We start from the raw sequence: 25,512 nt of genomic DNA on the forward strand, positions 1-25,512 counted from the left end.
TTCTCGCTTATCTATTACCAACCATTCGTACACACTAAATTCTCTTTGTATTGTCTTGTGATTGTAACTAAAGAATTTGGAAAAGCTGAAGTACTTAACGAAGCAATTAAAGAAGATCCAATAAACAATTTCGTTTTGTTCATTACAACACCCTTTTTCCAAAATAAAGAATATTAACCACCATTTTGCAATCGATATTGTTTCAAATCAATAGTTATTTTGAATTCCCTTTGTTTTTTTTAGTGTAAAAGCTAGATATTTATATACTATAGTAGTACATTCGCAATAATTTTGCTCTTATTTTCTCTACTTATACTACTTCCTGAATTTTCAGTTTATTAAAGGTTATTCCCAAATCAACCTCGAATAATTGTAATAAACATACATAAGGAGGTTGATCTATTTTGTTTCGTTCTTTTACTAATGGTTGCGTCGCCTTAGTGCAACGTTTCTTACCAGAACCGTTTATTTTATCATGTTTATTAACTGTTTTTGTTATCTTCTTCGGCATGTTTGCAACGCACCAAACACCTGTGGAAATGATTAATCACTGGGGTAATGGCATTTGGGGACTACTCGCCTTTTCTATGCAAATGGCACTTGTACTCGTGACAGGATCTGCTTTAGCAAACGCGCCTCTCATTAAAAAAGGATTAACGAAAGCGGCAAAACTACCGAAAACGAATGGACAAGGTATTATTGCCATTTCAATCGTAAGTTTACTTGGAGCATACATAAACTGGGGATTTGGTATTGTTGTATCTGTTTTATATGCAAAAGAAGTGGCCAGGCATCTTGAAGGATTAGATTATAGACTAGCAATTGCTTCTTCTTACTCTGGATTTCTCATTTGGCATGCGGGGCTTTCTGCTTCTATTCCTCTTACGTTAGCAACTGGCGGCGAAACGTTAATTAAAACGACAGCGGGAAGTATTAAAGAAGCGATTCCAATAACAGAAACATTATTCTCACCATACGCTCTCGTTCCAGTTATTATTTTTCTCGTTACGATGCCTCTCATTAATAAAGCGATGCATCCAGATGAAAAACATACGATAACGGTAGATCCTAGCGTATTCCATGAAGAAGCTGCCGCTCAAGAAGTAGGAAACAATACGTTCGCTGAAAAAATGGAAAATAGCATCATTATTACACTTTGCGTTGGATTGTTAGGTCTCATTTATATTTTCAATTACTTTTATACGAAAGGCTTTAACCTTACGCTAGACATCGTTATTTTTATGTTATTAATTGCTGGACTTATTTTCCACCGTACACCGATTCAATATATACGCGCTTTTTCAGATTCTACGAAAAGTGCTTCTGGTATTTTACTTCAATTTCCGTTTTATGCAGGAATTATGGGAATGATGATTGGAGCTAATAGTGAAGGACTTTCACTTGGAGGAGCTATTTCGAATTTCTTTATTAGCATTTCAAACGAAACGACTTTCCCGCTCTTTACTTTTTTAAGTGCTGGCATCGTTAATATTTTCGTTCCGTCTGGCGGCGGTCAATGGGCTGTGCAAGCACCCATTATGATTCCAGCTGGTGCTGAACTTGGTGTCCCTGCTGCAAAAACAGCAATGGCAATTGCGTGGGGTGATGCTTGGACGAATTTAATTCAACCTTTCTGGGCATTACCGGCATTAGCGATAGCTGGTTTAGGCGCTCGTGATATTATGGGATTTTGCGTTGTGAACTTACTATATGCAGGATTCATCATTAGTCTATGTTTCTTATTTATTTAAACGAAAAGCTAGTTTTATACTAGCTTTTTTACACAATAAATCACTTATTTCCCGTGCAATTTATCACGGTCTCCCACTCTATATCCGTAAGATGTAATGCCTCAAATGCAAAAAAGTCTTCACATACTTTTTCAATTAAATGTGGATTTTTCTTAAGGAAATTCCACTGTAACGCTTTAGGAAGAAAATATGTTTCATATTCTTTACTTCCTCTTACCACCTCATCAACTTCTCTTTCACAAATCCCTCTTATTAGATAATCATTTCTTAATTGAATCGTCATTTGTTGAAATGTTTCGCTACATTTTTTCAATTGAAGTAAACATGTAATATACGTTCGCAAAAGTTCTTTATCATACCCACAACAGTTTAGAATACGATCGATTTCATTCATAATGTACGAGCCTTTTCTTCTATTTGTACTAACCATTTTTCCCGCTTCTCTAGTTTACTCGTTTTCACTGATTGGAAAACTGACCGTTTTATATCGCGAATACCGCAAAAACGTAAAACGCCTCTCTTCATCATAATCCAATCTGCTGATCGGTATAATAATGCGACGTACCATAAAGGCGAGTCCAACGTATTAATAACCCACGCTTTCTTTCCGTTCAATAATCCTTTCGGCAGGGCACCTTCATATTTATAAGCAAATCCAGCTACGAAAATGCGATCAATAAATCCTTTTAAAATAGCAGGCATCCCCCACCACCATATCGGATATATAAAGAGAAGCGTATCTGCCTCTTCCACTAATTTTCTATATCGCGCTGTCTCTTCCTCATTTACTAAATCACGTCTTTTCTTCTCTTCATTAAATACAAGGACTGGATCAAATTGTTCCTTATATAAATCAAGTACCGTAACCGAATGATCTGTTTCTTGTAATCCTTTTTGCACATGCTTTAATATCGCCGCATTAAAACTGGAAGGACTAGGATGAGCGTATACAATTAGTACATTCACTACAAAACAACTCCCTCTATAGGTTAAAGTGTCCCCTTCTTTAACATCTTCTCTACAATTTGTACGTTTTTCGAACTTTGTAATAAACGATTTAATACTGTAAGTAACTCTTCCTTTTCTAAATCTTTCAGTTTCTCTTTTACCGTACTTTCACCAGCACCTTGAATATCATAAACAACTGCCGCCATATGCTTACAATAGTTTTCATATGGGCATTCACAGCTACTTTCCGAAAAATCCTCCAGTTCAATCACTACTTCATAATTCCCTGCATTACCAGTCACAAACGCAAATACTTTATTATTATGTATTTCAACATCTTCTACATGTCCTTCTTCATAATATTCATATCCTCTATCAATAATATATTTCGGAATATGCGTATATAGTTCTTTTATTAAATAAGCGTACATAACAACACCTCTCCCTTTAATTCCCTTTTGACTTCCACAACCCCTGCATGTTATTCTAATAACTGTCAAATAGCAAGTCTATATGACAAAACGACTGACACCTATTCGGCGGAGGTGTCTCTTTTCATTTGCAGCCGATATGAAGTGCCTCTTTCAGGCACATTCAATCTTTGACACTACACACTCAACACCATTCCCTTGTATCAGGCTGCTTAAGCAGTCTTTTACTCTACATACTTCAAAAAAAAGAGAGCTTAGCTCCCTTTTCCCGCCTTATAAAATACCCCTTTTTCAGTATAGAGATATTCATCAGCTAATGTAATTTTCCCATCCAGTTTCAGTTCATCTAATAGTCTTGATAAATAAAATTGATGTAACATCTTTTTCGTGAATTTTCCTTCATGATGCGAAACGATATGTTCTTGAATATCTAACAATGATATTGGCTTATCTTGCTCTATCATATATTCATAAACTGTACTACGCAGTTTTACGTATTTTTCGAGTGTCACAGTACTTCGCAACCCCTTTCTTCTTAATATAAATTTTCGTAATCGGTTTTTTTGCAACAAAAAAACCTCTCCGATAAGAAGAAGTTACGTATATATCTTCGTCTTATCTCCCAGAACAAATATGTTCTGCTGGAATTAGCACCTGCATCGCGGTTGCTGGGTTTCATCGGGCCAGTCCCTCCACCTCTCTGGATAAGAAAATATTCACTTAATTCTTACTATACGTAATTTCATTCTAATTGTCAAACAAATATAACAAATTATATTTTGTTCCTTACTGTTCATACTATACACATATAAATATGCAAGGAGGATTATGAAATGCACGAAAATGCTCGCGGATATGTCCAAAATTCTTTTCAATCATTACAAGAAGCAAAACATTGTTTAGAAGAAGCGCTACAGACTGTTGAAAAAGATTTTAATCGCGCTCGTATTGAACAATCACTTTATGCGATCGAACAAGCTATTCAACGCTGTGATTACACGGTTCATATTTTAGAACAAGATTGAAAAAACTTCCCATCATAAGGTGGGAAGTTTTTTCAAATGGCATACTTCATAATTATTACCGTTATAATTAAAAAATATACAGAATTAGCAATTTCTAAAACCCCTACTTTTATAATAGAAATTTTTTTGCCATATAACATAATTGCTCGAATGACACTCGGTATAAAAATAAGAGAACACCACGGATTGATAGCAAAGACAATGACTGTTAATACAATATGATACCCCCATGATATAAGACGATACTTCGGGTTATTTTTCTCGCGAATCATCGTTTTTACATAAAATGTACTTCCTAAAAAATATAAAAATGAAATAAGCGCAATAAATAATGCTGTTTTATCTATAAGTTTCATTGAAAAATAATAACTAACTAAACCACCAATACAGAAAACAATAATCGCACTAATATCATTTAGTAATGCTCTTTCATTTTTTTGACGAGCGTAATACATATTTACAATAAATAATGGAATCATGAATACTACGAATAAAAGAATGCGCCATTCATATAATAGAGAAATCATTCCAAATACGAACGCGATGATAAAATATACAATTGCAGCATGTAAGTACTCTTTTTTTCGTTTTTGCTTTATGTACGTAAGAAATGGATACGTAGCTAAATAGATAAAGAACCAAGCTAAAAACAATGGAATATGATACATAGTAGGTTTCCCAAGTATGACACTTAATAGAAATGGTATAACGAGCATGGCCCATGCACCATGTTGCTTCGGAATAACTAACTTCATTAACTATACACCTCCCTTATGAAAATAGTTCTCACCTACTATTATACAAATAAATTTATATAATAACGGGTATATATTGAATCTATTTTTTGACAATAAAAAATGCTCCTTACAATATGTAAGAAGCATGAAAGAGGCAAACGAATATGTAAGTCGCGACCCTACCTTATATGAGTATGCTTTTCTATGCCGTGTTATGCTTATCTAATACGCCATATTTCTTTTTAAATCTTGTAAGAATCGTAATCCAAGACGTACTAAATAATAGTAAGAAAACAACATTTGAAATCGCATGGCTCAAATCGAAATAAAAACTTGCGATATAATACGAAATGACAGCTTCCCACGTTGCCTCACGTATGAAACCGAGAAGCCCCCAGAAGTTCATAATCCAGCCAAATAAAAATCCAACAAACAATCCGTATAGAAGTCTTCCCCATAGCTTTCTCATTAAAAATGTATTACGTAGTAATCCAGCTATAAAACCAATCATACCCCACGAAAACATTTGCCACGGTGTCCACGGACCTTGTCCTAAAAAGATGTTAGATACGATAGCCGCTGTAGCACCGATCATAAAGCCAGTTTCACTTCCAAACACAATTGCAGAAACGATAATGACAAATGAAGTTGGTTGTACACTTGGTAAAATAGAAAATGGTACACGACTAACTGCTGCAATTGCCGCTAACACAGCAACGAGCACAATTTCACGTGAAACAAAAGCCTTTCTTTCAAAGCGGATATAGAACGGTAACATAATAACAACTAATAAAAACAAACTACTTAACATGTAATAACCGTCCATGATAAGTGTAGTAAAGAGTAATGTGCCTATTATTACTGCAAAAATACATATTATGAATGCAACATATCGTTTGGACACGCTTCGTACACATCCTCCCACGTTAATGCATGTGGCAACTCTTTTCGAATGAATCGATTGATAGATGTTGTATAAAAGAAGTTTCCACTAAAAAATTCTTTCGGTGCATCATTCATAATAACTGCTCCGTCAAATAACATCATGCATTGATCAACGTATTTCGCTGCAAACTCAATATCATGCGTTGCCATTACAATTGTTGTACCTTCTTTTTGCAGCTTTCTAAATAGCTCTCCTACTCTTTCTTTTTTCCACGGATCTAATCCCTTTGTCGGTTCATCAAGTAATAATAAAGTCGGCTTTGATAATAACGTTGTACATAACGCAAGTAGTTGTTGCTCTCCCCCGCTACAATCATGCGGATGGCGTTCTTTAAGCGAGTACAACCAAAACTTCTTCAACATATCTTCTGCTATTTCTTTTCCTTGTTCTCCGTATAACTCGCGTGCACGTTCATACACTTCTTCCCACACTGTATCAAATGTAAAATGATAATACGGATGCTGTGATACATACCCGATCCTTTTAAATCGTTCTTTCGAATCAATTTTATGTATCACTTTCCCATTCCACTTTACTTTCCCTCTTCTCGCTTTTTGCAATCCCGCTAAAATCGTTAACAGTGTAGACTTCCCTGTCCCATTTTTCCCAACGAGTGCTACCCATTTTCCTTTTTCAATCGATACTGTTAAATCTCGTAAAATAAGTGGACTATTTTTTTCATATTGAAAAGATATATGCTCTGCACTTAAAATGACTTCTCGCTTTTCACTTTTTGCTACTGGCTCATTCACATATGATATCTCTGAAAAGTTATTCAGTTTCATTTGCGCTTCTCGCACTGTAAACGGAATATCTTCTACATTCCATTCTAAAAACAATCTTGGAATTTGCGGAATAAATGGACGGAACTTTTCAACTTCCCACATGTTCGCTATAACCGTTTTAGGGCTGCCATCATAAACGATTCGGCCGTTATCCATACAAATAACGCGTGTTGCAAGTGGTATCACTTCATCTAAACGATGTTCACTTAAAACAATCGTAATGCCAAGTTCTTCGTTAATACGTTTTAACAATCCTAAAAACTCTTTCGCTGCAATTGGATCTAACTGCGCCGTCGGTTCATCTAATAATAATAGTTTTGGTTGCATAACTAATACCGCAGCTAAATTGACGAGCTGCTTTTGCCCGCCAGATAACGTATGAACAGATTGGTGCAATAAATCTTGAAATCCTAAGAAGCTAATAAGCTCTGCTATTCGTTTTTGAATAATCTGTGATGGTAACCCGATATTTTCTAAAGAAAATGCTAATTCTTGAATGACCGTATCCATTACGAGCTGATTCTCTGGATTTTGAAATACCATACCAATTTCTTGTGCAGATAATAAATCAGGTACATTTCCTAATAAAGTACCATCATAATATGTATCTCCAGTACGCTTACCGATTGGAAGTAATTCCTTTTTAAAATGTTTCAATAAAGTCGTCTTCCCAGAGCCCGATCCGCCGGCAAGTGCAATAAACTCTCCTTTTTGAATAGAAAGAAAAATATGCTGTAACGCGTATTCGTTTTCATCAGCATATACAAATGATAAATTGTTTATTTCTGCATGCGCCACCATATCCATTCTCTTCCTTCCATTATAATTGGTAAACTAATAAACATCGTTAATACTCCAAACATCATTCCATCGTATTGCTGAAATAGAATAGATTCGACTTTCGGATAAATGATTAACTTTCCTCCGCCATAATTGCTACATATAATAGCAATGATAAGTAGAATACTTAAATAACTAAGCGTGTACCAATCGCGTCTTTCCATTCTATACCGAATATATGTCGTACGCTTCGTTACACCAAACCCACGAGCTTGCATAGAATCTGCTGTTTGCAGCGCATCTTCTAACGAACAAATTAATAATACTTGCAGCAATTGCATACCGTTTTTCACTCGTTCCACAATTGAACCTGCATCTACTTGTACGCCTTTCGTTTTTTGGACGAGTGTTATTTTCTGTAATCGCCTCATAAACAAAGGAACAAACCTCACTGTAATCATCGTTAACAACGCTACTTTCGGTGAAATTCTAGAAAACAAATATAAAAATTTATGACTTGAAATAATATCATTATACGAAGCAAACGTAAACATAATCGCAACTAATAATAACCCCATTACTACTCCAAACATAATTGCCTCAAGCTTAATACGGCTATCACCTAACCAAAATAACGTAGTTCGGCCTCTATGCGTTAATAATGCATTAAATAAAATTACCATAAAAAAGAAAACAATTGTGCTCGGTAACATCTTTCTTATCTTTTCGCTATTCCCTTGCATCATATTTATTATGACGATTAATAGTATTGCTCCAATTAAAAAAAGAGGATGAAGACACATCATACATAGTATCATCACCCCGATATAATAGAAAAAATTCACAAAAGGATGTAAAGAAGAAAAACTTATTTTCATAGTCCTTTACCGAATGCCTTTCTTATTTTAATACATACACCCACTCGATTGTATCTCCTGGTTTAACTGTTACTACACCTGCACTATGGTTTGGAAACGCACCGTTCACACGATATTTCCATCCACTAGTAGCTGTAATATCTTTTTCATATAAATCATTAATACCTTTTACATAAACATCGCCTTTAGACCCACTCGCATCCACATCTAAACCTGTGCGTTGTAATACTTTATATACTGTATCGCCTTCTTGTACATCCATTTTTTTCGCACCTAATAAGTAACCTTTATCACCTTTAACCGAGATCGTAACTTGTTTTGCTTTAGGTTCTGGTACTGGATCTGGTTTTTTCGGTTCAGGAGTTGGAACGGTCGGAGTCGGTATCGTTTTCTCCTCTTTATTCGGATCAACCTTCTGCTCCTGCTTCGGTGTTTCTTTCGGCTGATTCACAACCTTCGCTTCTTCTTTTACTTCTTGCGCTTTCGGTTGTTGTTGCTTCTCTTCTTGTGCTTTTTGTTGTTCTGGTTGCTTAGCAGCGGCAGGCTGTTCCTGAGGTTTTTCTTCTTTCTTTACTTCCGGTTGTGCCTGTGGCTTTTCTTCTTTCGGCTTCTCTTCTACTTTTTGTTCTTGTTTCTCTTTCTGTTCGTCTTGCTTATTTTGCTCTTGTTCAGCTTGTTTTTCCTCCGGCTTTTCTTCCGGTTTCGCTTCATCTTTTTTCTCTTCTTGTTTTGCTACCTCTTCTTGCTTTGGTTCTACTTTTTTCTCAGGCTTTACAGCTGCCTCTTCACATCCAGCAAGTAGCCCAAGTGAAAGCATTAAAGAAATAAACCATTTCATCTTACTCATATTGCCTCTCACCTTTCATAATAAAATTAGGAGCAAATGATTGCTCCTAATTTTTGTTAAGCTGCTTTACGTCTCCATAATACATATGCAGAAGCAATACATAATACACCCATACCTAATTCTGTAGCTGCACTATGAGAAGATGCTCCTGTTTTTGGTAACGTGCTACCGTTTCCAGATTTTTCATTTTTAACTGTTTCGTTATCGACAACAACTTTTAGAGTGTCATCTTTCGTTTCTTCTTGTACTTGTTTTTGTTCTTCTGGTTGTTCAGTAACTTCTTTTTCTACTACAACATTTTCTGAATCCACATTTGGTTTCTTATCGATTTCAGGAACAGATACATTTGACCAGTCATAAATCGATTTTTCAACATCTTTAAACTGAAGTAGTGCTAATAACGCTTGCTCTGTAGCCATTCCGCTACCGTTTTGATCACTTGGTAACCATTTGAATTCACCATTTGGAAGTTGATATGACAGTAGATTTTGCACTGCCTTATGTAGACGGTTTTGATCTACATCTTTCACAAGTGATAGTCCAATAATTGCTTGCGCAACACTATTAGAGTTTTCTTGTCCATCAGCAGAAAAACCACCATTTTCTAGTTGCTCTTTATATAAATAGGCAACAGCTTTTTCTACAGCTGTCTTCACATCTGGTCGATCTTGATATGGAGCTAATGCTGATAAAACCATACCTGTTACATCAACGCTACTAGCACTGTCTTTACTACTTGCGCTATCGTAAGTCCAGCCGCCATCTGTATGCTGTGAGTTTAAAAGCGCATCTACTAAAGCAACTCGATTCCATTTTGAATTCACTGGCACTTCATATTTCTTCGTATCAAATGCAAGTAAAGCAAATGTATAACCTGTAACAGAATTTACTTTATCTGATTCATACAATTTTTGAACTAAATTATGTTCGCCAACCTTTGTAGGGTCTGCTTGCATTGCATTCATCATAATAATCGTTCTAGCTAAATCTGTCGCTGAAAAACGGTTAATGCGCTTTTCTACTTTTTCAGTTACTGACTTAACATAATTTAATTTCGCCTCAATTGGAACATTCTTTCCAGAAAGAGAAAGGCCTAAAGCTACCCAATCACTTTCAATTCCATCTTGTAACATCTTTTCAGATGTCTTAGAGATCGCGTCATTTACTTTCGCTGCTGGAACTTGAATGTTCTCTTGCTTTGGTTGTTCTATCTTTTCATCATTTGTTTTTGGTTCTTCTGGTTTTGGATCATCTGTCTTTGGTTCTTCTGGTTTTTCTTGTTTTGGATCATCCGTTTTTGGATCATCTGTTTTTGGGTCATCTGTCTTTGGTTCTTCTACAGTTTTACAAGTACCAAATTTATCTAATGTTTGCTGTAATGTTTCCTGGCTCATATTGCTCCAGTCTACAACAAAACGAAAGACAACAACATCTCCAGACTTTAATTTATAACTATCTGCTCCAACTTCTGCAGATTTATCATTTACATCATACAACCAGCCGCTTGTGTCCCCAGCCATTAAGCCGTCAATGCCTTTAACATACGTTCCAAACGACATCGTCTCTGCTGTTACTTTGTCCCCCATGACTTTTTGCAGCAAACTTAAAGCTGTTTCCCCATCTGTAATTTGCTCTTCTTTCGGACATAACATAATGCCTTTTTGTGATTCACCAATAATTGCAAGTTTTGCTGTATTTCCTTCAGCAAACGTAATATGTACTGTATTCGCAAAAGAAACAAATACAAGTGTAACTGCCATTAACGACGTAAGCAGCCATTTTTTTAACATTGCCATCCCAAAATTTCCTCCCTTACTACTATTCACACAAAAAAAGGCCCTTCAAGGGCGTGCAATTGACACTCTTTTTTTGTAAGTGTCGAACAAACTGTGCAACACCTCCTACCCGCATCATGCGCGGCTATATTTGTATAGGAAAAATAATTTTGTTTATGAACGTATCATTGTGATACCATTCACTTTTCTAGGCACTACTTACTTCCATTTCAGTTATCGTAAAACGATAAACCTATACATTCTGTTAATTATAAATTTCTGTATTATTTTACTATTGACAAAGAATTTTGTCCATGCTTTATCGGATTTATTTTCTAAGAATAGTAGTTTACTATCCTTTAACGATGCAAACTCTTCTCACTAATAATGACGCCATCTTCATCCGCATACACATATTCATTCGGCTTCCATTCTACTTGTCCAAATTGCAATGAAATATCACGCTCTCCTTTTCCCTCTTTTACACTTCTATTTGGCATCGTCCCTAACGCTAAAATACCAATATCAATATTCTTTAGTTCACTAGAATCACGAACATATCCATTTACAATAATCCCTGCTAGCTTTCTTTCCTCCGCAATAGCTGCCAAATTATCACCAAGTAACGCACAATTCGTAGATGCTCCGCCATCAACAACTAATACCGTTCCTTCTGGTAGTCTTTGCAATCCTTCCTTCACTAGTACATTATCATCCTTCACTTTTACCGTTGCAATTTTCCCGTGAAATTGTTCTTTCTTCCCAAAAGATCGAAAAGACTGGCGACATATTTGTAATTCCTTTTCAAACTCATCACATAAATCCGTAGTTTTCCACATCTTTTTCCCTCTTTTCCTTATTCTTTCTATATAACATATTCTTGGATTATTTTCGTTTCCCTGTCTAATGTTGCAAGAATTTGTATGTGCAGAAAAAGGATAGAAAAACTATTGCCTTAAGAAGCCACCTTTATTATAATCGATTTCACGGATAAATTTCAGAATATTAAAAATTAACCAAGTGAAAAAGGAGGGGTTTTATGCAATTACATACTGAGGTAAAAAAGCAACCGAGTAAACGAAAGTTTAAAATGCCTGACGCGTACGTACTACTATTTTTTATTGCCTTACTTTGTGCCATTGCTACCTATTTCGTTCCTGCTGGAGAGTTTAAAAGAGTTACAAACGGTACTGTTACAACGACAATACCAGGAAGTTATCATTCTGTTCCACAATCGCCGGTAGGATTTGTTTCTTTTTTTACCGCTATTGAAAAAGGAATGACACTTGCTGCTCCTATCATCTTTTTAATTTTATTTACAGGTGGAGCTATTGCGATTCTTGAAAAAACAGGCGCTCTTGACGGTTTAATCTATCATGTTATTAACAAATTTCGTAATCAGCAATTACTTTTCATTTGCATTGTCGCCGCACTCTTTTCTATTCTCGGAACGACTGGTATTATCGTTAACTCAGTTATTGGCTTTATCCCCATCGGCATCATCGTTGCACGTACATTAAAATGGGACGCTATCGTCGGCGTAGCAATTATTTATTTAGGCACTTATGCCGGTTTTAATGCTACTATTCTATCTCCCTCACCTTTAGGCATTTCACAAAAAATTGCAGAACTTCCGATGTTTTCGGGGATTGGTTTACGCACGGCAATTTATATCTCTTTTTTAATTGCTACCATTTTATATATTAATTGGTACGTAAAACGTTTGAAGAAATCGAATAAAGGAAGCATTCTCGGTGACAACTGGTTTCCAAGTAACGCTCTTTCAAGTGAGAAAGAAACTGAGAAAACAGAAGTTCCTTGGACAATACGTCATAAATTAATTTTACTCGTTTCGGCTTTATCATTAATTGTATTTTTAATAGGCGCTTTTCGTCTACATTGGACAGACGCTGAAATGACCGCTACTTTTATTTTCATAGCAATTACAGCGGGAATAATAGGCGGCATGAAAGCAAACGATATCGCTTCTACTTTTCTAGCAGGCTGCCAAAATCTCATATACGGTGCTTTGATCGTCGGAATGGCTCGTTGTATTTCAGTCATTTTAGAACAAGGCAAATTGCTTGATACAATCGTTAACCAACTCGCACAGTCTCTCGAAGGACAAAGCCCTGTATTTGGCGTTATCGGTATGTATGTAAGTAGTGCCGCATTACATTTCCTCATTTCATCCGGGACAGGTGAATCTGTTATTTTCATTCCGATATTAGCTCCATTGGCTGATTTCATGCACATTACACGCCAAGTTACAGTACAAGCCGTTATGCTCGGCGAAGGTGTCGTGAACTGCTTAAATCCAACTTCCGGTGTTTTAATGGGCGTTCTCGCAGCGAGCGGCATTTCTTACGGAAAATGGATTCGATTCATGGCTCCACTTGCATTCATTTGGTTTATCATTGGACTTATTTTTCTTATTGTTGGTGTGAATATTGAATGGGGACCGTATTAAAAGACTCTTATTATACTTAACTTGATAAAATATCTATCCTATCCTATTCTCCTCTCCAACCCTATAAAAATCATTTATTCTAGTATAGATATAAATAGGGATTGATCATAGTGATCAATCCCTTCTCTCAAAGTAAAATACCTTTAAGTATTTTAGTTCCAAATTTTATTTACCCATTCCGGATGATCAATAAAAGGATTACGATTATGTTGATATTTCGTAAAAATCACTTCATTACGCTTTCTCTCTAAATCATCGACCGGGTCTTGTTCATTCCATTTTAGTAAAACGGATAGTTTGCCCATGTATGGGTCTTTATTGTTATTCACCTTTTCATTTAGTTCTAAGTCTATTTCACCGTTGTCTCCTTCATAACGAACAGCCATGTAAAATAGCATTCTAGCGATATCTCCTTTTACACTATCACGAGGTTCCCAAGAATCACTATCGTATTTACATTCTGTCGCTTCCGAATGATTCACACCACCACTATCAAAATCCAGATTTCCACGTGAGCTATTTACAGATACATCCGTCGCTCTTAAATGATGCAAATCTGTTCCAGCTCCTGCAGTCGTTCCAAAATCACCGTGAGATTTTGCCCAAACATGCTCTCGGTTCCAATTATCAACTCCTGAACCATTCGTAAGTTTCCCTTGCGAACGCCCAGTATATAAGAGTATCACATTGTTTTTATTATTTGGATCTTCATCAGTATCTCTTAGTGCTTCCCAAACCGCACTGTATGATAACTTTGTATGATCATCAATAATATTATGAAGTTCCTTCTTTAATTCTAAACCCGTTTTTCCTATTGCATTATTATAATATGTATCATCATAGCTTTTTACAGTAATCTCTTGTAGTGATGCAGAAGCTACTTCACCGTGTATGATATTTGTGAATGAAAGAGATGCAGTACTTAAAATAAAAAATGAAGATAGTGTAATCATAGCAAGCTTTGTATTTCGAAACTTCATATGCCCATTTCCCCTTTAACATATAATTTGAAGCTATTAACTAAAAAATGCTTTCTAACCCCCAAAAACTTTTAGAAAGCCATGCCCATCCTTTTCTTTTTATTTAATACAAAACTCTATTGAGTCTGTATTATTTCCACGCTTTTTGTTTATCTACTTTTCACAAGGAATATCCTTCTCTAGTAAAGATTATTAAAATATTCTTTACAATTTTAAAGTAGTTTAATGTTAACTTATAAATTTCAATTTTTTTATGCAATTATGCATATTTGATAAATCGTTCGACTTTTCTTTTTTTCTATAACTGTCTTTATTTTTTGTGTAAAACCCTTCTTCCTCTGTAGAATAAGTACAAAAACAGATTGGATACCATGTAAGGCACCAACCTATTTTAATGAAAGAAACTTTGTTAATTCTGAGTTCACAACACATTGTTCAGTAATGATTACATTTTTATATTGGGACAGAACTACTACTATTTATTTGGTATCGAATCTATATACTTTTTAACTACTTCATATACATATTCTTGATTTGCCGCCGCTGTATTTGGATTGTATTTTCCGCCGTTTGTTTTATTGTTTGATAATACTCGAATCCCTAAAAATGGTACGTCATAAGCTTTTGCAATTTGCGCTGCTGCAGCACCTTCCATTTCTTCTACAGATGTACCGTATTTTGTATGGAACCACTTAATTCTATCTACTTCATTATTCCAAAGATCTGCTGAACCAATTGTACCTTCCACTACTTTACCTTTTGTATATTTATCTTTTACCGCATTAGCTGCTGCAAGTAAATCCTTATCTCCCTCGTAGTATCGGATTTTCTCAGCATTTGGATCTTCTCCTGCACTTCCTTCCGAAGCCATTAAGTCCATTGAAATCCATTTTGTCGGTTCAATCCCTTGATTCTCATCCATATTTGTTGTTTTTAATGAACCTATATTCGCGACTTTTTTCCCTAAAACAATATCAAATACATGTAAATTCGGATCATGTCCACCTGATGTTCCTTGGTTAATAATCGCTATAGGCTTATATTTTTCAATAGCCACTGCTGTAGCCGCTGCTGTATTTTCCATTCCTTTACCTGTTTTCGCAACAATTACAGGATAATTGTCGACAGTTCCTTTATAAAATACAAATGTTCCAGACTTTTCTTCCTTCACATTTTTTAACCTTTTTGCAAACTTTTCAGCTTCTATCGGCATTGGCCCTTGAATTAAGATTGGTTTTTGATTGTTTTTTGCCTCAACTTGTTTCGGACTCGCATTACATCCCGCAAGTATCGAGAATGAAAATGCAACAGTAGTTACTAGGGCAGCACATTTTTTCAACGTATTCTTCTTCATAAATAATCTCCTCTTTCTCTTGTTGTTTTCTATACTCGATGCTTTTGGTCCAAACAAAAAAGTTCTAGAAATTGTAGAAGAATCTCTACTTTCTAGAACTACGGTAGTCAAAGTTAATTAAGCAAAAGATAAAACAAATGCCAAATTATAGATCGGTAGCGCTCATTGAACAGCACGGCCGAACACTTTAACCCGTAGTCCAGTTCTTTCATTGGGAACTAGGTAGAAACGCTCGGACCATATTACCGAGTATATACGAGTGATGATGTGTAAAATTATTATATTGGTAATATATCAAACTTTTAGTGTGCATGCAATCTAAATGTGAACATTTAGATTGAAATAATTTTTAATGTTCGTTTTTAAATAATAAATTAATTTTTCAATCCATTTTTAAACGAAAAATACCGTTAAAAACTTATATTCTGAATACTGAACTAAATCCACCTACAACAACCGAGCTTTTACAAACAATTAAGCTTTCTTACTTCCCCCTTATATCGAGCTGGAAGTCTTTTTCCCCTCGTATTGCGAGATACAATGTGCCTCTATCCACTGCACAATTATTTCTTCCAGCGAGCTGAATCTTTTACGCGACTTGCTGATACTCGTTGCGCTTTTGCTAATCTGTCTAACTTCTGACGATAAAAGCGAGGATAATTGGCTTTCTCATCTTCGCTACTCACGTACAATTCAGCCATTGGGAAGTCTAACCCAACAACTGTTTCTACTTCTGTTCTTTCAGCCAGCATTTTATTATAAACAAAGCGTACAAATCCGAACGTTTTACGTATGAGATGTGCTTGTTCTTCTGTTGGATACAAACGGAATTTGTACGCCTTATTATGCTTTATCATATCCGTTCACCTTATTTTCCAATTCATTTCCCATAAGCTATGACGGTGATCACACAACCTGAACATTACACAATTATTATCTACTTTCATTGTTATACTAAACTTTACCCCTTATAAGAATGATTATATTAGGGGCGAAATAAATAGGAAAACCCAATGTTTGGCTACGCCAAACCGAAAGAAATCTCCCACCTACCGCTAGACTATCGCCTTTCACACGCCCCATGAAGGAGATTTCTTTCGGATAATACGTTAAAACTATGCAACTCTCTACCTAGTATTTCACCGTTATCTTATAATAATGACAAAAAGGATTGATTATAGTAATCAATCCTTTTCATTTTCATCGCTCAAAACTAAATCTCCGCAGCTAATAAATTGTACTCATTGTCAAAAGAAACATGGATTCTATGTCCACCAAATAAATCTCCATCATTATATTCACAATATATATCATTTTCTCTAATTACAATGTCCATAAGAGTAATAGACTGCTCAAATGTTTCTTTCGCCATATCATATTCTCCTGCATCTACAGCATCCCAATCTAAATGTTCATCATTCTCATCATATTCAGGCCAAAAATCATTTTTATACTCTATTAATTCTTCCGCTATAGCGACCTTAGCCTTTTTATCAAATTCTTCTAAACATACATAAAGCTTTTCTGCTCTTTTCATCATTTCATGTACATGTACAAGCTCTTTTCCAATATCCAATCCCCAATGTACTTTTCCTTCGTTTTGTTCATATGTATGAAAAGTTTCATTAAAGATAAACATTCCAATTAATTCACTTTTTATTAATTTTTCCATGATTTCATTTCCTTTCTATTCACAAAAAAGAAACGGCTATATTTTAAGTAGTTATAGCCGTTGACTTTCATATTATATAAAACCCGCATTATGGAGAAAGTAAAACTTTAATTGGATTGCAGTGAAGTATCCTATACTTCACCCATCTGCCGATAAAACAGCAAACCCCTCCGTTTGGAGAGAGTCAATCCTTATTTTGTTTTTCTAACAATTGAATAATCCTATCTAACTTTTGCTCAACTGTATCTTGCTTTTTGCGATTACTAGTATGCAAAATTATACGTATAATTCCACCCAACAATACACCGATAATCAATGCAGTAATAGCGTAATAAATACTGGTTCCTAAAAACATTATTCAGACCCCTTTTTTCCTTATTATACCATTTAGAAGAAGTGATATGTTGTGTACTTTCGGTTGTATATGTTATTCGTAATAAGTTAACATAATGTCTCATTGATGTTAATACATTTCCACATCCATTATTAACCCACAGGTCTTCTGCAGGTCATCCCTCTCCTTTTTCCTTTCCACTTTCCCCAAATCCGCCTAATTTTGATGCAGAAATCTTACCGCCCGGCAAATAGCGGGATAAATTTATTAATAAAAAAACAAAAACACTTGAAGTTGACGTTGGGTCATTTTATATACTGTTAAGTAGCTACTATTTCGCATTTTCATAAAAGAAATTAGAAAAATAGGAGGTTTTCAGATGAAACAGGGCGATATTATTATTTATGGATGTGTCATTATAGGTGCAGGGATCGGACTGACATTGGATCATGCATTTCCTGGTGTACTAATTGGATTAGGAACAGGCTACTTACTTAAAAACCTTTTTAGTAAAGAAAAATAGATGTAGTTTGAAGAAAATAATCATTAACGTTAAAATCTTAACATACAGAAAGGTAGGTTTATTAGTTGATACACTTTAATAAAGTTGGAGAACTGACAGGTGTTACAGTAAGGACACTGCGTTATTACGATAAAATTGGATTATTAAAACCCGCATCCAAAACAGAGGGTGGCCATCGTTTATATACAAATGAAGAAATCAAAAAACTTCAGCAAGTTCAATTTTTAAAAAAGGTTGGATTTCCGTTACAAGAGATTAAACATATGCTCGACTTCAATGAGTGGGATTGGTCAGATAGTTTACAGAGTCAATTATCTTATGTAATAAAAGAGCAGGAAAATTTAAAGAAAATAGAATTATCCTTACGGGAAATGATAAATGGAATTGCGATAGAAGGAGAAGAAAGCTGGATTGCGATTCAGAAGATTATGCAATTATCTAGCAAAGATAAAGAAATACAACAGTATTATCGTGAATCTGTATTCAAAGAAAAAGAAATAAAGCTATTGGAAAAGGTTCCTAAAATGGCAAGTGACTGTTCTGATTCACTTGAATGGATTGCTCTCATCGGCCAGTTAAAGCGTTATATGAAGGATGGCCCAAAAGCAACGAAAGTCCAAAATATCATGAGAAGAATGGATGAAAAACGCTTAGAAGAATTTGAAGATGAGGATGAATTTTTAAATAAGCTTTGGGAGATAAGGATGTCTCCAAAACAATCAGAGAAACTCAGTTTATATCCAATCGACCAAGATGTGCTTCAGTTTATGAACGAGGCATATGCCATTTTCATGGCTGAAAAGAATAATCCTAAGCCGAAATGAGGGGGCACGAGCGATGGGCACAGAACAATTTCTCCTAATAGGCGGATTAGCCATATTGGACACGCTAAGCCCTACTACAATAGGAGTAACAATATATCTACTTTTAACAGATAAAGAGAATCTTATGAAACGTTTATTCGTTTATTTATTGACGGTAGCAGGATGTTATTTTGCAGTTGGAGTTTCACTCATGTTAGGATTAGATATTTTGTTTGAGATTATTTCTGGCGTATTTCAAAACCGAATCGTAAGCTGGTCGTTCTTTATTATTGGAGTCATATTATTCATCGCAAGCTTTTATATTCCACCTAAGAAAAATTCAGAGCTCCCTTCACCAAAATCAAAAAGCATTTTTTCAATGATTGCGCTAGGATGCACTACTACATTAATTGAAGCGGGCACTGCATTTCCTTATTTTGCAGCAATTGGTATACTGACTACTTCTAATCTATCATGGATAGAATGGTCTTCTATTTTAGCGGGATACAACTTTATCATGGTATTGCCCTCTCTCGTGCTGTTTCTCTTCTATCTCCTGTTTGGTCGGTGGATGCAAAAACCTCTTGAGAGGCTCCGAATGAAAATCGCTAATCATTCAGGATCGGCTCTGTCATGGATTATGTGTATAGTTGGCCTCCTCCTAATAATAAATAGCCTGGATTATTTATAGGGTGTTGTATAATTGTTCTAACTTTATTTTAAGCCTACACCTATATTAATTTAGATAATATTTTTGAAGCGGAATATGAATCTATACTTCGAATTTTATACAAACACCCCTCTACAGAATTTAGTAGTATATCAGATTGATTAAGAGGATTTACTATAGCAATCTAATAATAAAAGTTTATTATCTCATTAAAATCATTATAGAATGTACGATTAGGAAGATATGCTTGAAACTACAAAACAACTTATACCTATTTTTAATCTAAAGCAATCCGTCTTTTACAGGTAGTTACTTTTCTTTCCATCTCCCTCTTATTCACTTAATGTTACTGCAGGGATCTTATGCGAGATAAAATTCGAACTTATCCAATTCACAATTATTTCTTCCAGCATCGGGTGAAGTGGCTTTCCCGCTCCTTCTTTATAGTTTTTTTGAAGCTCTAATACTTTAAACTCCCCTTCAAAACTTTTCAAACTATGATCCATATTTTTTATTACATGTACTTTAGCATCACCTTTCACATAATCACCAATACGCTTCGCCTTTTCTGGATCCGCCTGAATGTCTTTATCACCAGCAATCGCTAGCACTGGACATGTTACTCGTTGTAAATCTTTATAAATATCATGCTGAAAATGCTCTCTAAACCACTTTGCATTCATCGGTTTAAAACCAACTTTAATCGTATCTTTTTCTGTGTTCATCATTTTCTCTTTTATTTTTTCCATCTGCTTCTCTCCACGTTTCTCCACATTGAGAAGGCGCATTAGTTTTCCTTTTATCCCTTTCTGCTCTTTTAGTTCTTTATAAGCAATCTCTCTTTGTCTTTTCGTAGCCTCTTCTAATGATTCCGCAGCTCCTGTAAGAAGTATGAGTCCATTAACTGGTGTTCTTGCGTTTACTACAGTTGCTAACATACACCCTTCACTATGACCAGCTAAAATGATATTTTCCGGATCAACAAATGGTTGTTCTTTCAAATACGCAATCATAGCCTCTATGTCGCTAACTAAATCCCACATTCCAGTCTTCTGAAATTCTCCCTCACTCTTTCCTACTCCGCGCTTATCAAAGCGGAGGGTCACTACTCCAAGCCTCGCCACTACATGTGCTAAATCTTTATATATGTTCGACTCAAGCTTCAGCGGTACTATCGTTCCATCACGATCAACTTCTCCAGATCCAGCGATAATGACAACAGCAGCATACTTCCCGTCAGCTTTTGGTTTAGTAATCGTACCTTGCAACGTAAATTCACTATTTATCGCTACTTCATATTCGTCAAAGGTCATCATATTTGTCCTCCCACTATTCTTTTATATCCAATTTAAATTTCAAACTCGCTATTATATTTTTGTACTCTCTTACATCTTTCATCGGTGCAAAAACTGGATTCTCTGCAATACTTTGTAGCATGCTCTTTTTTATAATTTCTTCATTTCTAACCGTTTTAGCGCCAAGCGGAAACTCTTCAAACCATCCATCAATCGCATCAAAATAGGAATCACCGTGTAAATGCAGACTATTTACTGTAAAACTAGCTGCACAAACTGCTACATATTTACTTAACATTTCTAATACCTTTTCAAAATTCCCTTGCATGCAATACACTTGCGCAGCAGCATAGTATACTTTTAAAGTCATATTAGGATGCAGTTTTTCTATTTCATATATGTCTATTAACATGAAAGCTCTATTTAAAATTACCTCTACCTTTTCAGCGTTTGAGGCATTTACTACTACATAATTCGGTATTGTCGCAACGAGTTGTATTAAATGTTGATACATACTAATTTGCATCACTTCATTTGCCTTTTCAGCATTTCCAAGCATTTGATACGCCTGTGCGATTAGATCTTCCTCTGGAAAGTTAGGACGTATCGTTTCGCCAAGCAATTGCAATACTTCATTTGGTTTATTGAGTATAAGATAGCAAGTTGCTTGAAACAATACCGCCTCTTTCACAAGAGAAACATCATCACTTTCTTCCTGCACCCTGCTAAAGAGAGACATTGCCTCTTCTAAAATTTCAATTCTTCTATCCGTATCCTCTGTTAACATATGGTGGTTAATAAAAAGTAGTCCCATTTGAAGTAATAACGGAAAACAAGAATAATATTTTTTTATAATTCCCCTGCACTCTATCATTACTTCATCAAACGGTTCTTCACTAAAAGCTTCCGCTAGTCTATGATATAAATTTTTAATATCTTCCTGTTCCATTTGCGGTGTATAACAGATTAGTTCATCTATACTTATATTAAAGTACGATGCTAACAGTGGTAAAAATGTAATATCCGGATAACTCTGCCCCGTCTCCCATTTGGAAACAGATGCCTTTGTAATACCTATATACGCCGCTAACTCTTCCTGCGTAATCCCCTTTTCTTTTCTCTTATCCGCAATTATTTTATGAATATTTATCTCCTTCACATCATCACCTCATACTTTTATTATATGCTTTTATTTCACACAAAATATGGATTTGAAGTCAACTTTCGTTAACAAAATCAACCGTTAGGAAACATCTCTCTAAAATCAAAGGCAGGAACATATTTGATATGTTCCTGCCTTTTTATTGTGGGGTACCGATACATAGCCATCTAGCTAGGATTTTGAAGTACTTCAAAATCAAAAATTTAATCTCACCACAGTTTTCTATGGGAATCCAGTTAACAGTTTATTTACATAATTCTCGTTCTCAGAAGTAAAGTTTTAAAAGTAATTTATCCATAGTGATATTAAAATTACTACTAACAGGGGTAGCACCACATCGCTATCAAGCTAAGAAAAGCAAATACCCCCAAAACGAAAAAATAAGCTGTTTTCTGTCATAAACACACAGAATTTTCAACCTAGGGGTGCTATAAAATTCTTAACTTGATAGGCAGGTGGCGATATCTCAAAGATAAATTAGTAGGTGTGAGTCTCTAAGTAGCCATTTGTTTTTTCAAAAAACTAATAAATGATTTCTTTAGTAGATTATCTTTTTGATTAGCCAACATAAAAACTCGAATCGGTCGGTGTATTGGCATCCCTTTTACATTCAATATTTTAAATTTTTCGGATCTAGGGTCGTTATCAATGATGAATTTAGACATAACTGCAACACCTAAATTGTTTGATACTGCAATTTTAATTGCTTCTGATTGATCCATTTCAATGATATATTTAGGTTGAAAATTGTATGTTTCACACCATTTTTCAAAATGATTTCTTGTGTTAGACCCTTCTTCTCGGATAATGAATCGATGTTTTTTTAATTCATGAAAATCAATAAAATTACTTATTTTAGCTAATGGATGGTTTGTACTTACAATTAAAACTAGCGTATCATGACCAATGATTTCAGAATTTAATTTATCGTTTTGTATGTATAGTGATAATAAAGTTATTGAATTTTGATTAAAAAAGATAAGAGCCTTACTACATTCTATATGCAGCAAGGCTCTTTAAAGTTGTTTCAAATTATATCCATCTGCTTATGTGATGCTTAAAAAATGGATAATAAAGTTGTTTACTTCTTATTGAACTAACGCCCCCGTTAGTTTAAGTGTAACTCTTCACAATTATTTGATATTATATAGATAAATAGAAAGATAAATTAGAATTTGGTTTATAGTTATAAAAATAAGTTATTTACACCCTTATAATTCTTCAAAAAGGAGAGTGTATGAAAAAAACTATTGTTTTTGTATTAACGATATTTATATTATTCTCAGGATTTGCAACACAAAGTTATGCGTTGTCAGATTCGAAATCTGTGGCAATACAAGCATTGCTAGATGATGCCTGTCGTACGTCAGGTGTGCCTGGAATGTCACTCTCAATACTTGCTGATGGTGAAGTGTTCTACTTTTCTTCTGGGTATGCAGATCTTGAAAAGGGACTGTCTGCAAGTGAAAATACACTCTATGAGTTGGCCTCGGTGAGTAAAGCTTTTACTGGTATGGGGATTTTGCTATTGGAAGAGCAAGGGCTGCTATCAATGACTGACCCTATCCAAAAATATTTACCTTGGTTTACGTTAAAGTATCAAGGTAAACCTGTTGATATGCAAAACCTTACACTAAATAACTTTCTTCACCATACCAGCGGCCTAACAAATATTAGACATCTTCAAAATATTCCACAAGGTAATACGCCTGATATGTTGCAAAAGACTGTGGAAACGCTGGTAGATGCAGAATTGGCGTTCTCTCCCGGTGAACAATATAACTATGGAACCGTTAATTATGACGTATTGGGTTTGGTTATTGAGATTGTATCACGACAAAGCTATGAAGACTTTATGAAGGAACAGGTATTTCTACCCTTAGGTCTTCACCAGACGTATGTTTATAAAGAAGATGCTCAAGCCACTGGACAGTTAGCACAGGGCTACCGTTCTTCCTTTTTTATAACAACTCCATTTAACGCTCCGGATTATGCTGGGAATAAACCTGCCGGCTATATCATTTCTAATACAAAAGATATGGTGCGTTGGATGGGCATACAGATGGGTATCGTGCAGGACATACCCGAAATATTTCACAGGGCCATCGAAAAATCACATAGAGGTGATATGTCTGTTTCGGCTGTCAATGATATGTATTATGCGGCAGGTTGGTCGGTAAACGCCGAACAAACGTTTATAGAACACACTGGGGGTAATCCAAATTTTAGTACCAAAGTAGCCATACTGCCAAATGAAAGAACAGCCATCTGCTTACTGAGCAACGGCGCAAATACCAATATAAACCTGGTACTACAAGTTAAAAATATATTAAACGGCAATCTAACTCAGTCATATGAGATAAGTGGCACACAGCTTTTGGACATCATTTTGTCGTCTACCACAATTATTCTTTGCCTATTAGCCGTTCTGTTATTTTTCTTAGGATTAAGAAAAAGGAAAACGAATGAGCAGCAGCCAATGACAAAAAAGAGAACAATCGTAACAATTATTTTCCTAATCGCTACGATTGCCCAGTGTATAATGTTTTTTGCCTTCGATTGGTCAACGATACTTATTTGGCAAACATATAGTGTTCTTACAGCTTTAATTTCGTCAACATTATTAACAGCAAGCATTACTTGGTTTGTATATACTCACCGATTAGATGCCTCGGTCCGAAAATAAGTATAATGTTAAGTAAATAAATCTTAATTTATCGATATCCTAGTTAAACCCATTTGCTATTTCTTCCACTAACCTGCCTCGTTAGTAGAAGAAGGATTTTTTAACAACTATATTATTTGTTTAATGACTTTATTGTAAATTAAACAACTTTATTATCATTACATTGGAAGAAGAAAAAATAACAAAAAACAATAGTCTTCTAGATCCTGTTTCTCAACATTCTAGTAAAAGAGCTACTTTATTAGCTCTTTTTTATTGTAGAAAGATTGTATACCGTATTCACGTTTGGTTAACATAACATCTTATTATTGGTAGAAAAAAAGGCTGATTTCTACTTTTACAAGGAATCCGCCTTTTTCTTATTCTATGACTCTATTCATTTCTTATACATTCCTATCCTGGCGTGGGTTTCAGGGTTCTTGTTTGTTACTGGATTAGCCGAAAAACTGTATAAAATCTTGCATACTCTTAGTATGGGGGGGTTCAAAAATACTGGCCCCCCCCAATATGTGCTTTCTTATGGGTATTTCTTGAACCCTCATTCCCCCCTCCCATCCTTTGTCTATCTTTAAGAGTAACTCAGCTTGTTTATTTACAGTTCTTGCAACGAGGCATTGTACTCCTCCTATAGCCAAACAAACGATTCAAATTACACATCCA

General features: G+C 35.2%; 26 protein-coding genes, 1 pseudogene and 2 riboswitches. Of the genes and pseudogenes, 7 read left to right on the forward strand and 20 right to left on the reverse strand.

The window, feature by feature from the left end:
• Window positions 1–14 precede the first annotated feature (14 nt).
• Window positions 15–143 (reverse strand): hypothetical protein, encoded by a 129-nt coding sequence (locus QCI41_RS06785; RefSeq protein WP_353837861.1) that lies wholly within the window; start codon window positions 141–143, stop codon window positions 15–17.
• 261 nt (window positions 144–404) lie between these two features.
• On the opposite strand from QCI41_RS06785, the gene QCI41_RS06790 reads away from it, so the two are divergent.
• The gene (locus QCI41_RS06790; RefSeq protein ID WP_353837860.1) at window positions 405–1,751 is read left to right on the forward strand and encodes a short-chain fatty acid transporter; all 1,347 of its coding nucleotides are present in this window, start codon (window positions 405–407) and stop codon (window positions 1,749–1,751) included.
• A 40-nt stretch (window positions 1,752–1,791) separates the two neighbouring features.
• Here the strand turns inward: QCI41_RS06790 and QCI41_RS06795 are convergent, their stop codons facing one another.
• The 4 genes from QCI41_RS06795 to QCI41_RS06810 all read right to left on the reverse strand — a co-directional run bounded on the left by QCI41_RS06795 (window position 1,792) and on the right by QCI41_RS06810 (window position 3,702).
• Window positions 1,792–2,145: a group-specific protein gene (locus QCI41_RS06795; RefSeq protein ID WP_064470909.1), complete on the reverse strand. Its 354-nt coding sequence runs from the start codon at window positions 2,143–2,145 to the stop codon at window positions 1,792–1,794.
• Window positions 2,142–2,717 (reverse strand): NAD(P)H-dependent oxidoreductase, encoded by a 576-nt coding sequence (locus tag QCI41_RS06800; RefSeq protein ID WP_353837859.1) that lies wholly within the window; start codon window positions 2,715–2,717, stop codon window positions 2,142–2,144. Before QCI41_RS06800 ends, QCI41_RS06795 begins: the two co-directional genes overlap by 4 nt.
• A gap of 23 nt (window positions 2,718–2,740) precedes the next feature.
• Window positions 2,741–3,130 (reverse strand): SWIM zinc finger family protein, encoded by a 390-nt coding sequence (locus QCI41_RS06805; protein WP_046957956.1) that lies wholly within the window; start codon window positions 3,128–3,130, stop codon window positions 2,741–2,743.
• 254 nt (window positions 3,131–3,384) lie between these two features.
• Window positions 3,385–3,702, reverse strand: coding sequence for a hypothetical protein (locus QCI41_RS06810; RefSeq protein ID WP_002096439.1), 318 nt, complete (start codon window positions 3,700–3,702; stop codon window positions 3,385–3,387).
• A gap of 40 nt (window positions 3,703–3,742) precedes the next feature.
• A riboswitch (SAM riboswitch) is annotated at window positions 3,743–3,841 on the reverse strand.
• Window positions 3,842–3,963: 122 nt separating this feature from the next.
• Between QCI41_RS06810 and QCI41_RS06815 the strand changes: the two genes are divergently transcribed.
• The gene (locus tag QCI41_RS06815; RefSeq protein WP_000545003.1) at window positions 3,964–4,155 is read left to right on the forward strand and encodes a hypothetical protein; all 192 of its coding nucleotides are present in this window, start codon (window positions 3,964–3,966) and stop codon (window positions 4,153–4,155) included.
• 32 nt (window positions 4,156–4,187) lie between these two features.
• Here QCI41_RS06815 and QCI41_RS06820 read toward each other — a convergent pair whose 3' ends face one another.
• The 7 genes from QCI41_RS06820 to rraA form a co-directional block, all read right to left on the reverse strand.
• Entirely contained in the window at window positions 4,188–4,910 is a 723-nt protein-coding gene (locus QCI41_RS06820) for a YwiC-like family protein (RefSeq protein ID WP_046957955.1), read from the reverse strand.
• A 184-nt stretch (window positions 4,911–5,094) separates the two neighbouring features.
• Window positions 5,095–5,796, reverse strand: a complete 702-nt coding sequence (locus tag QCI41_RS06825) for an ECF transporter S component (protein ID WP_353837858.1) — start codon at window positions 5,794–5,796, stop codon at window positions 5,095–5,097.
• Window positions 5,769–7,430, reverse strand: coding sequence for an ABC transporter ATP-binding protein (locus tag QCI41_RS06830; RefSeq protein ID WP_353837857.1), 1,662 nt, complete (start codon window positions 7,428–7,430; stop codon window positions 5,769–5,771). Before QCI41_RS06830 ends, QCI41_RS06825 begins: the two co-directional genes overlap by 28 nt.
• Window positions 7,403–8,281 carry an energy-coupling factor transporter transmembrane component T gene (locus tag QCI41_RS06835; protein ID WP_353837855.1) on the reverse strand — a complete coding sequence of 293 codons (879 nt, stop codon included), beginning with the start codon at window positions 8,279–8,281 and terminating at the stop codon, window positions 7,403–7,405. Before QCI41_RS06835 ends, QCI41_RS06830 begins: the two co-directional genes overlap by 28 nt.
• 22 nt (window positions 8,282–8,303) lie before the next feature.
• On the reverse strand, window positions 8,304–9,128 hold the full coding sequence (locus QCI41_RS06840; RefSeq protein ID WP_353837854.1) for a DUF4430 domain-containing protein: 825 nt from the start codon (window positions 9,126–9,128) through the stop codon (window positions 8,304–8,306).
• A 56-nt stretch (window positions 9,129–9,184) separates the two neighbouring features.
• The gene (locus tag QCI41_RS06845; protein ID WP_353837852.1) at window positions 9,185–10,924 is read right to left on the reverse strand and encodes a DUF4430 domain-containing protein; all 1,740 of its coding nucleotides are present in this window, start codon (window positions 10,922–10,924) and stop codon (window positions 9,185–9,187) included.
• Between the two features lie 338 nt (window positions 10,925–11,262).
• Window positions 11,263–11,742 carry a ribonuclease E activity regulator RraA gene (gene rraA, locus QCI41_RS06850; protein WP_046957950.1) on the reverse strand — a complete coding sequence of 160 codons (480 nt, stop codon included), beginning with the start codon at window positions 11,740–11,742 and terminating at the stop codon, window positions 11,263–11,265.
• 200 nt (window positions 11,743–11,942) lie between these two features.
• Here rraA and QCI41_RS06855 point away from each other — a divergent pair, with 200 nt between their 5' ends.
• On the forward strand, window positions 11,943–13,373 hold the full coding sequence (locus tag QCI41_RS06855) for a YfcC family protein (RefSeq protein ID WP_327963663.1): 1,431 nt from the start codon (window positions 11,943–11,945) through the stop codon (window positions 13,371–13,373).
• Between the two features lie 152 nt (window positions 13,374–13,525).
• Here QCI41_RS06855 and QCI41_RS06860 read toward each other — a convergent pair whose 3' ends face one another.
• From QCI41_RS06860 to QCI41_RS06880, 5 genes and pseudogenes are all read right to left on the reverse strand, one after another.
• The gene (locus QCI41_RS06860; protein WP_353837851.1) at window positions 13,526–14,353 is read right to left on the reverse strand and encodes an endonuclease I family protein; all 828 of its coding nucleotides are present in this window, start codon (window positions 14,351–14,353) and stop codon (window positions 13,526–13,528) included.
• Window positions 14,354–14,828: 475 nt separating this feature from the next.
• Window positions 14,829–15,707, reverse strand: coding sequence for a 5'-methylthioadenosine/S-adenosylhomocysteine nucleosidase (locus QCI41_RS06865; RefSeq protein WP_061672704.1), 879 nt, complete (start codon window positions 15,705–15,707; stop codon window positions 14,829–14,831).
• A 175-nt stretch (window positions 15,708–15,882) separates the two neighbouring features.
• Window positions 15,883–15,986, reverse strand: a riboswitch (purine riboswitch).
• Between the two features lie 287 nt (window positions 15,987–16,273).
• Window positions 16,274–16,564: pseudogene (locus tag QCI41_RS06870) on the reverse strand (helix-turn-helix domain-containing protein); the annotation flags it as partial.
• 356 nt (window positions 16,565–16,920) lie between these two features.
• Window positions 16,921–17,379 carry a DUF2262 domain-containing protein gene (locus QCI41_RS06875; protein ID WP_353837850.1) on the reverse strand — a complete coding sequence of 153 codons (459 nt, stop codon included), beginning with the start codon at window positions 17,377–17,379 and terminating at the stop codon, window positions 16,921–16,923.
• Between the two features lie 184 nt (window positions 17,380–17,563).
• A complete protein-coding gene (locus tag QCI41_RS06880) occupies window positions 17,564–17,734 on the reverse strand; it encodes a DUF4083 family protein (RefSeq protein WP_353837849.1) in 171 nt (56 codons plus the stop codon).
• Window positions 17,735–18,092: 358 nt separating this feature from the next.
• On the opposite strand from QCI41_RS06880, the gene QCI41_RS06885 reads away from it, so the two are divergent.
• From QCI41_RS06885 to QCI41_RS06895, 3 genes are all read left to right on the forward strand, one after another.
• Window positions 18,093–18,236: a hypothetical protein gene (locus tag QCI41_RS06885; protein WP_176542361.1), complete on the forward strand. Its 144-nt coding sequence runs from the start codon at window positions 18,093–18,095 to the stop codon at window positions 18,234–18,236.
• Between the two features lie 65 nt (window positions 18,237–18,301).
• The gene (locus tag QCI41_RS06890) at window positions 18,302–19,060 is read left to right on the forward strand and encodes a MerR family transcriptional regulator (protein WP_353837848.1); all 759 of its coding nucleotides are present in this window, start codon (window positions 18,302–18,304) and stop codon (window positions 19,058–19,060) included.
• 13 nt (window positions 19,061–19,073) lie between these two features.
• On the forward strand, window positions 19,074–19,730 hold the full coding sequence (locus QCI41_RS06895) for a GAP family protein (RefSeq protein WP_353837847.1): 657 nt from the start codon (window positions 19,074–19,076) through the stop codon (window positions 19,728–19,730).
• Window positions 19,731–20,041: 311 nt separating this feature from the next.
• Here the strand turns inward: QCI41_RS06895 and QCI41_RS06900 are convergent, their stop codons facing one another.
• From QCI41_RS06900 to QCI41_RS06910, 3 genes are all read right to left on the reverse strand, one after another.
• Entirely contained in the window at window positions 20,042–21,025 is a 984-nt protein-coding gene (locus QCI41_RS06900; RefSeq protein ID WP_353837846.1) for an alpha/beta hydrolase family protein, read from the reverse strand.
• Between the two features lie 13 nt (window positions 21,026–21,038).
• Window positions 21,039–22,163 (reverse strand): helix-turn-helix domain-containing protein, encoded by a 1,125-nt coding sequence (locus QCI41_RS06905; RefSeq protein ID WP_353837845.1) that lies wholly within the window; start codon window positions 22,161–22,163, stop codon window positions 21,039–21,041.
• Window positions 22,164–22,660: 497 nt separating this feature from the next.
• The gene (locus tag QCI41_RS06910; RefSeq protein WP_046957944.1) at window positions 22,661–23,176 is read right to left on the reverse strand and encodes a LysR substrate-binding domain-containing protein; all 516 of its coding nucleotides are present in this window, start codon (window positions 23,174–23,176) and stop codon (window positions 22,661–22,663) included.
• 227 nt (window positions 23,177–23,403) lie between these two features.
• On the opposite strand from QCI41_RS06910, the gene QCI41_RS06915 reads away from it, so the two are divergent.
• Window positions 23,404–24,852 carry a serine hydrolase domain-containing protein gene (locus tag QCI41_RS06915; protein ID WP_353837844.1) on the forward strand — a complete coding sequence of 483 codons (1,449 nt, stop codon included), beginning with the start codon at window positions 23,404–23,406 and terminating at the stop codon, window positions 24,850–24,852.
• The last annotated feature ends 660 nt before the right edge of the window (window positions 24,853–25,512 follow it).

The sequence above is a fragment of the Bacillus cereus group sp. MG4 genome, from assembly GCF_040460055.1.
Taxonomy (GTDB): domain Bacteria; phylum Bacillota; class Bacilli; order Bacillales; family Bacillaceae_G; genus Bacillus_A; species Bacillus_A wiedmannii.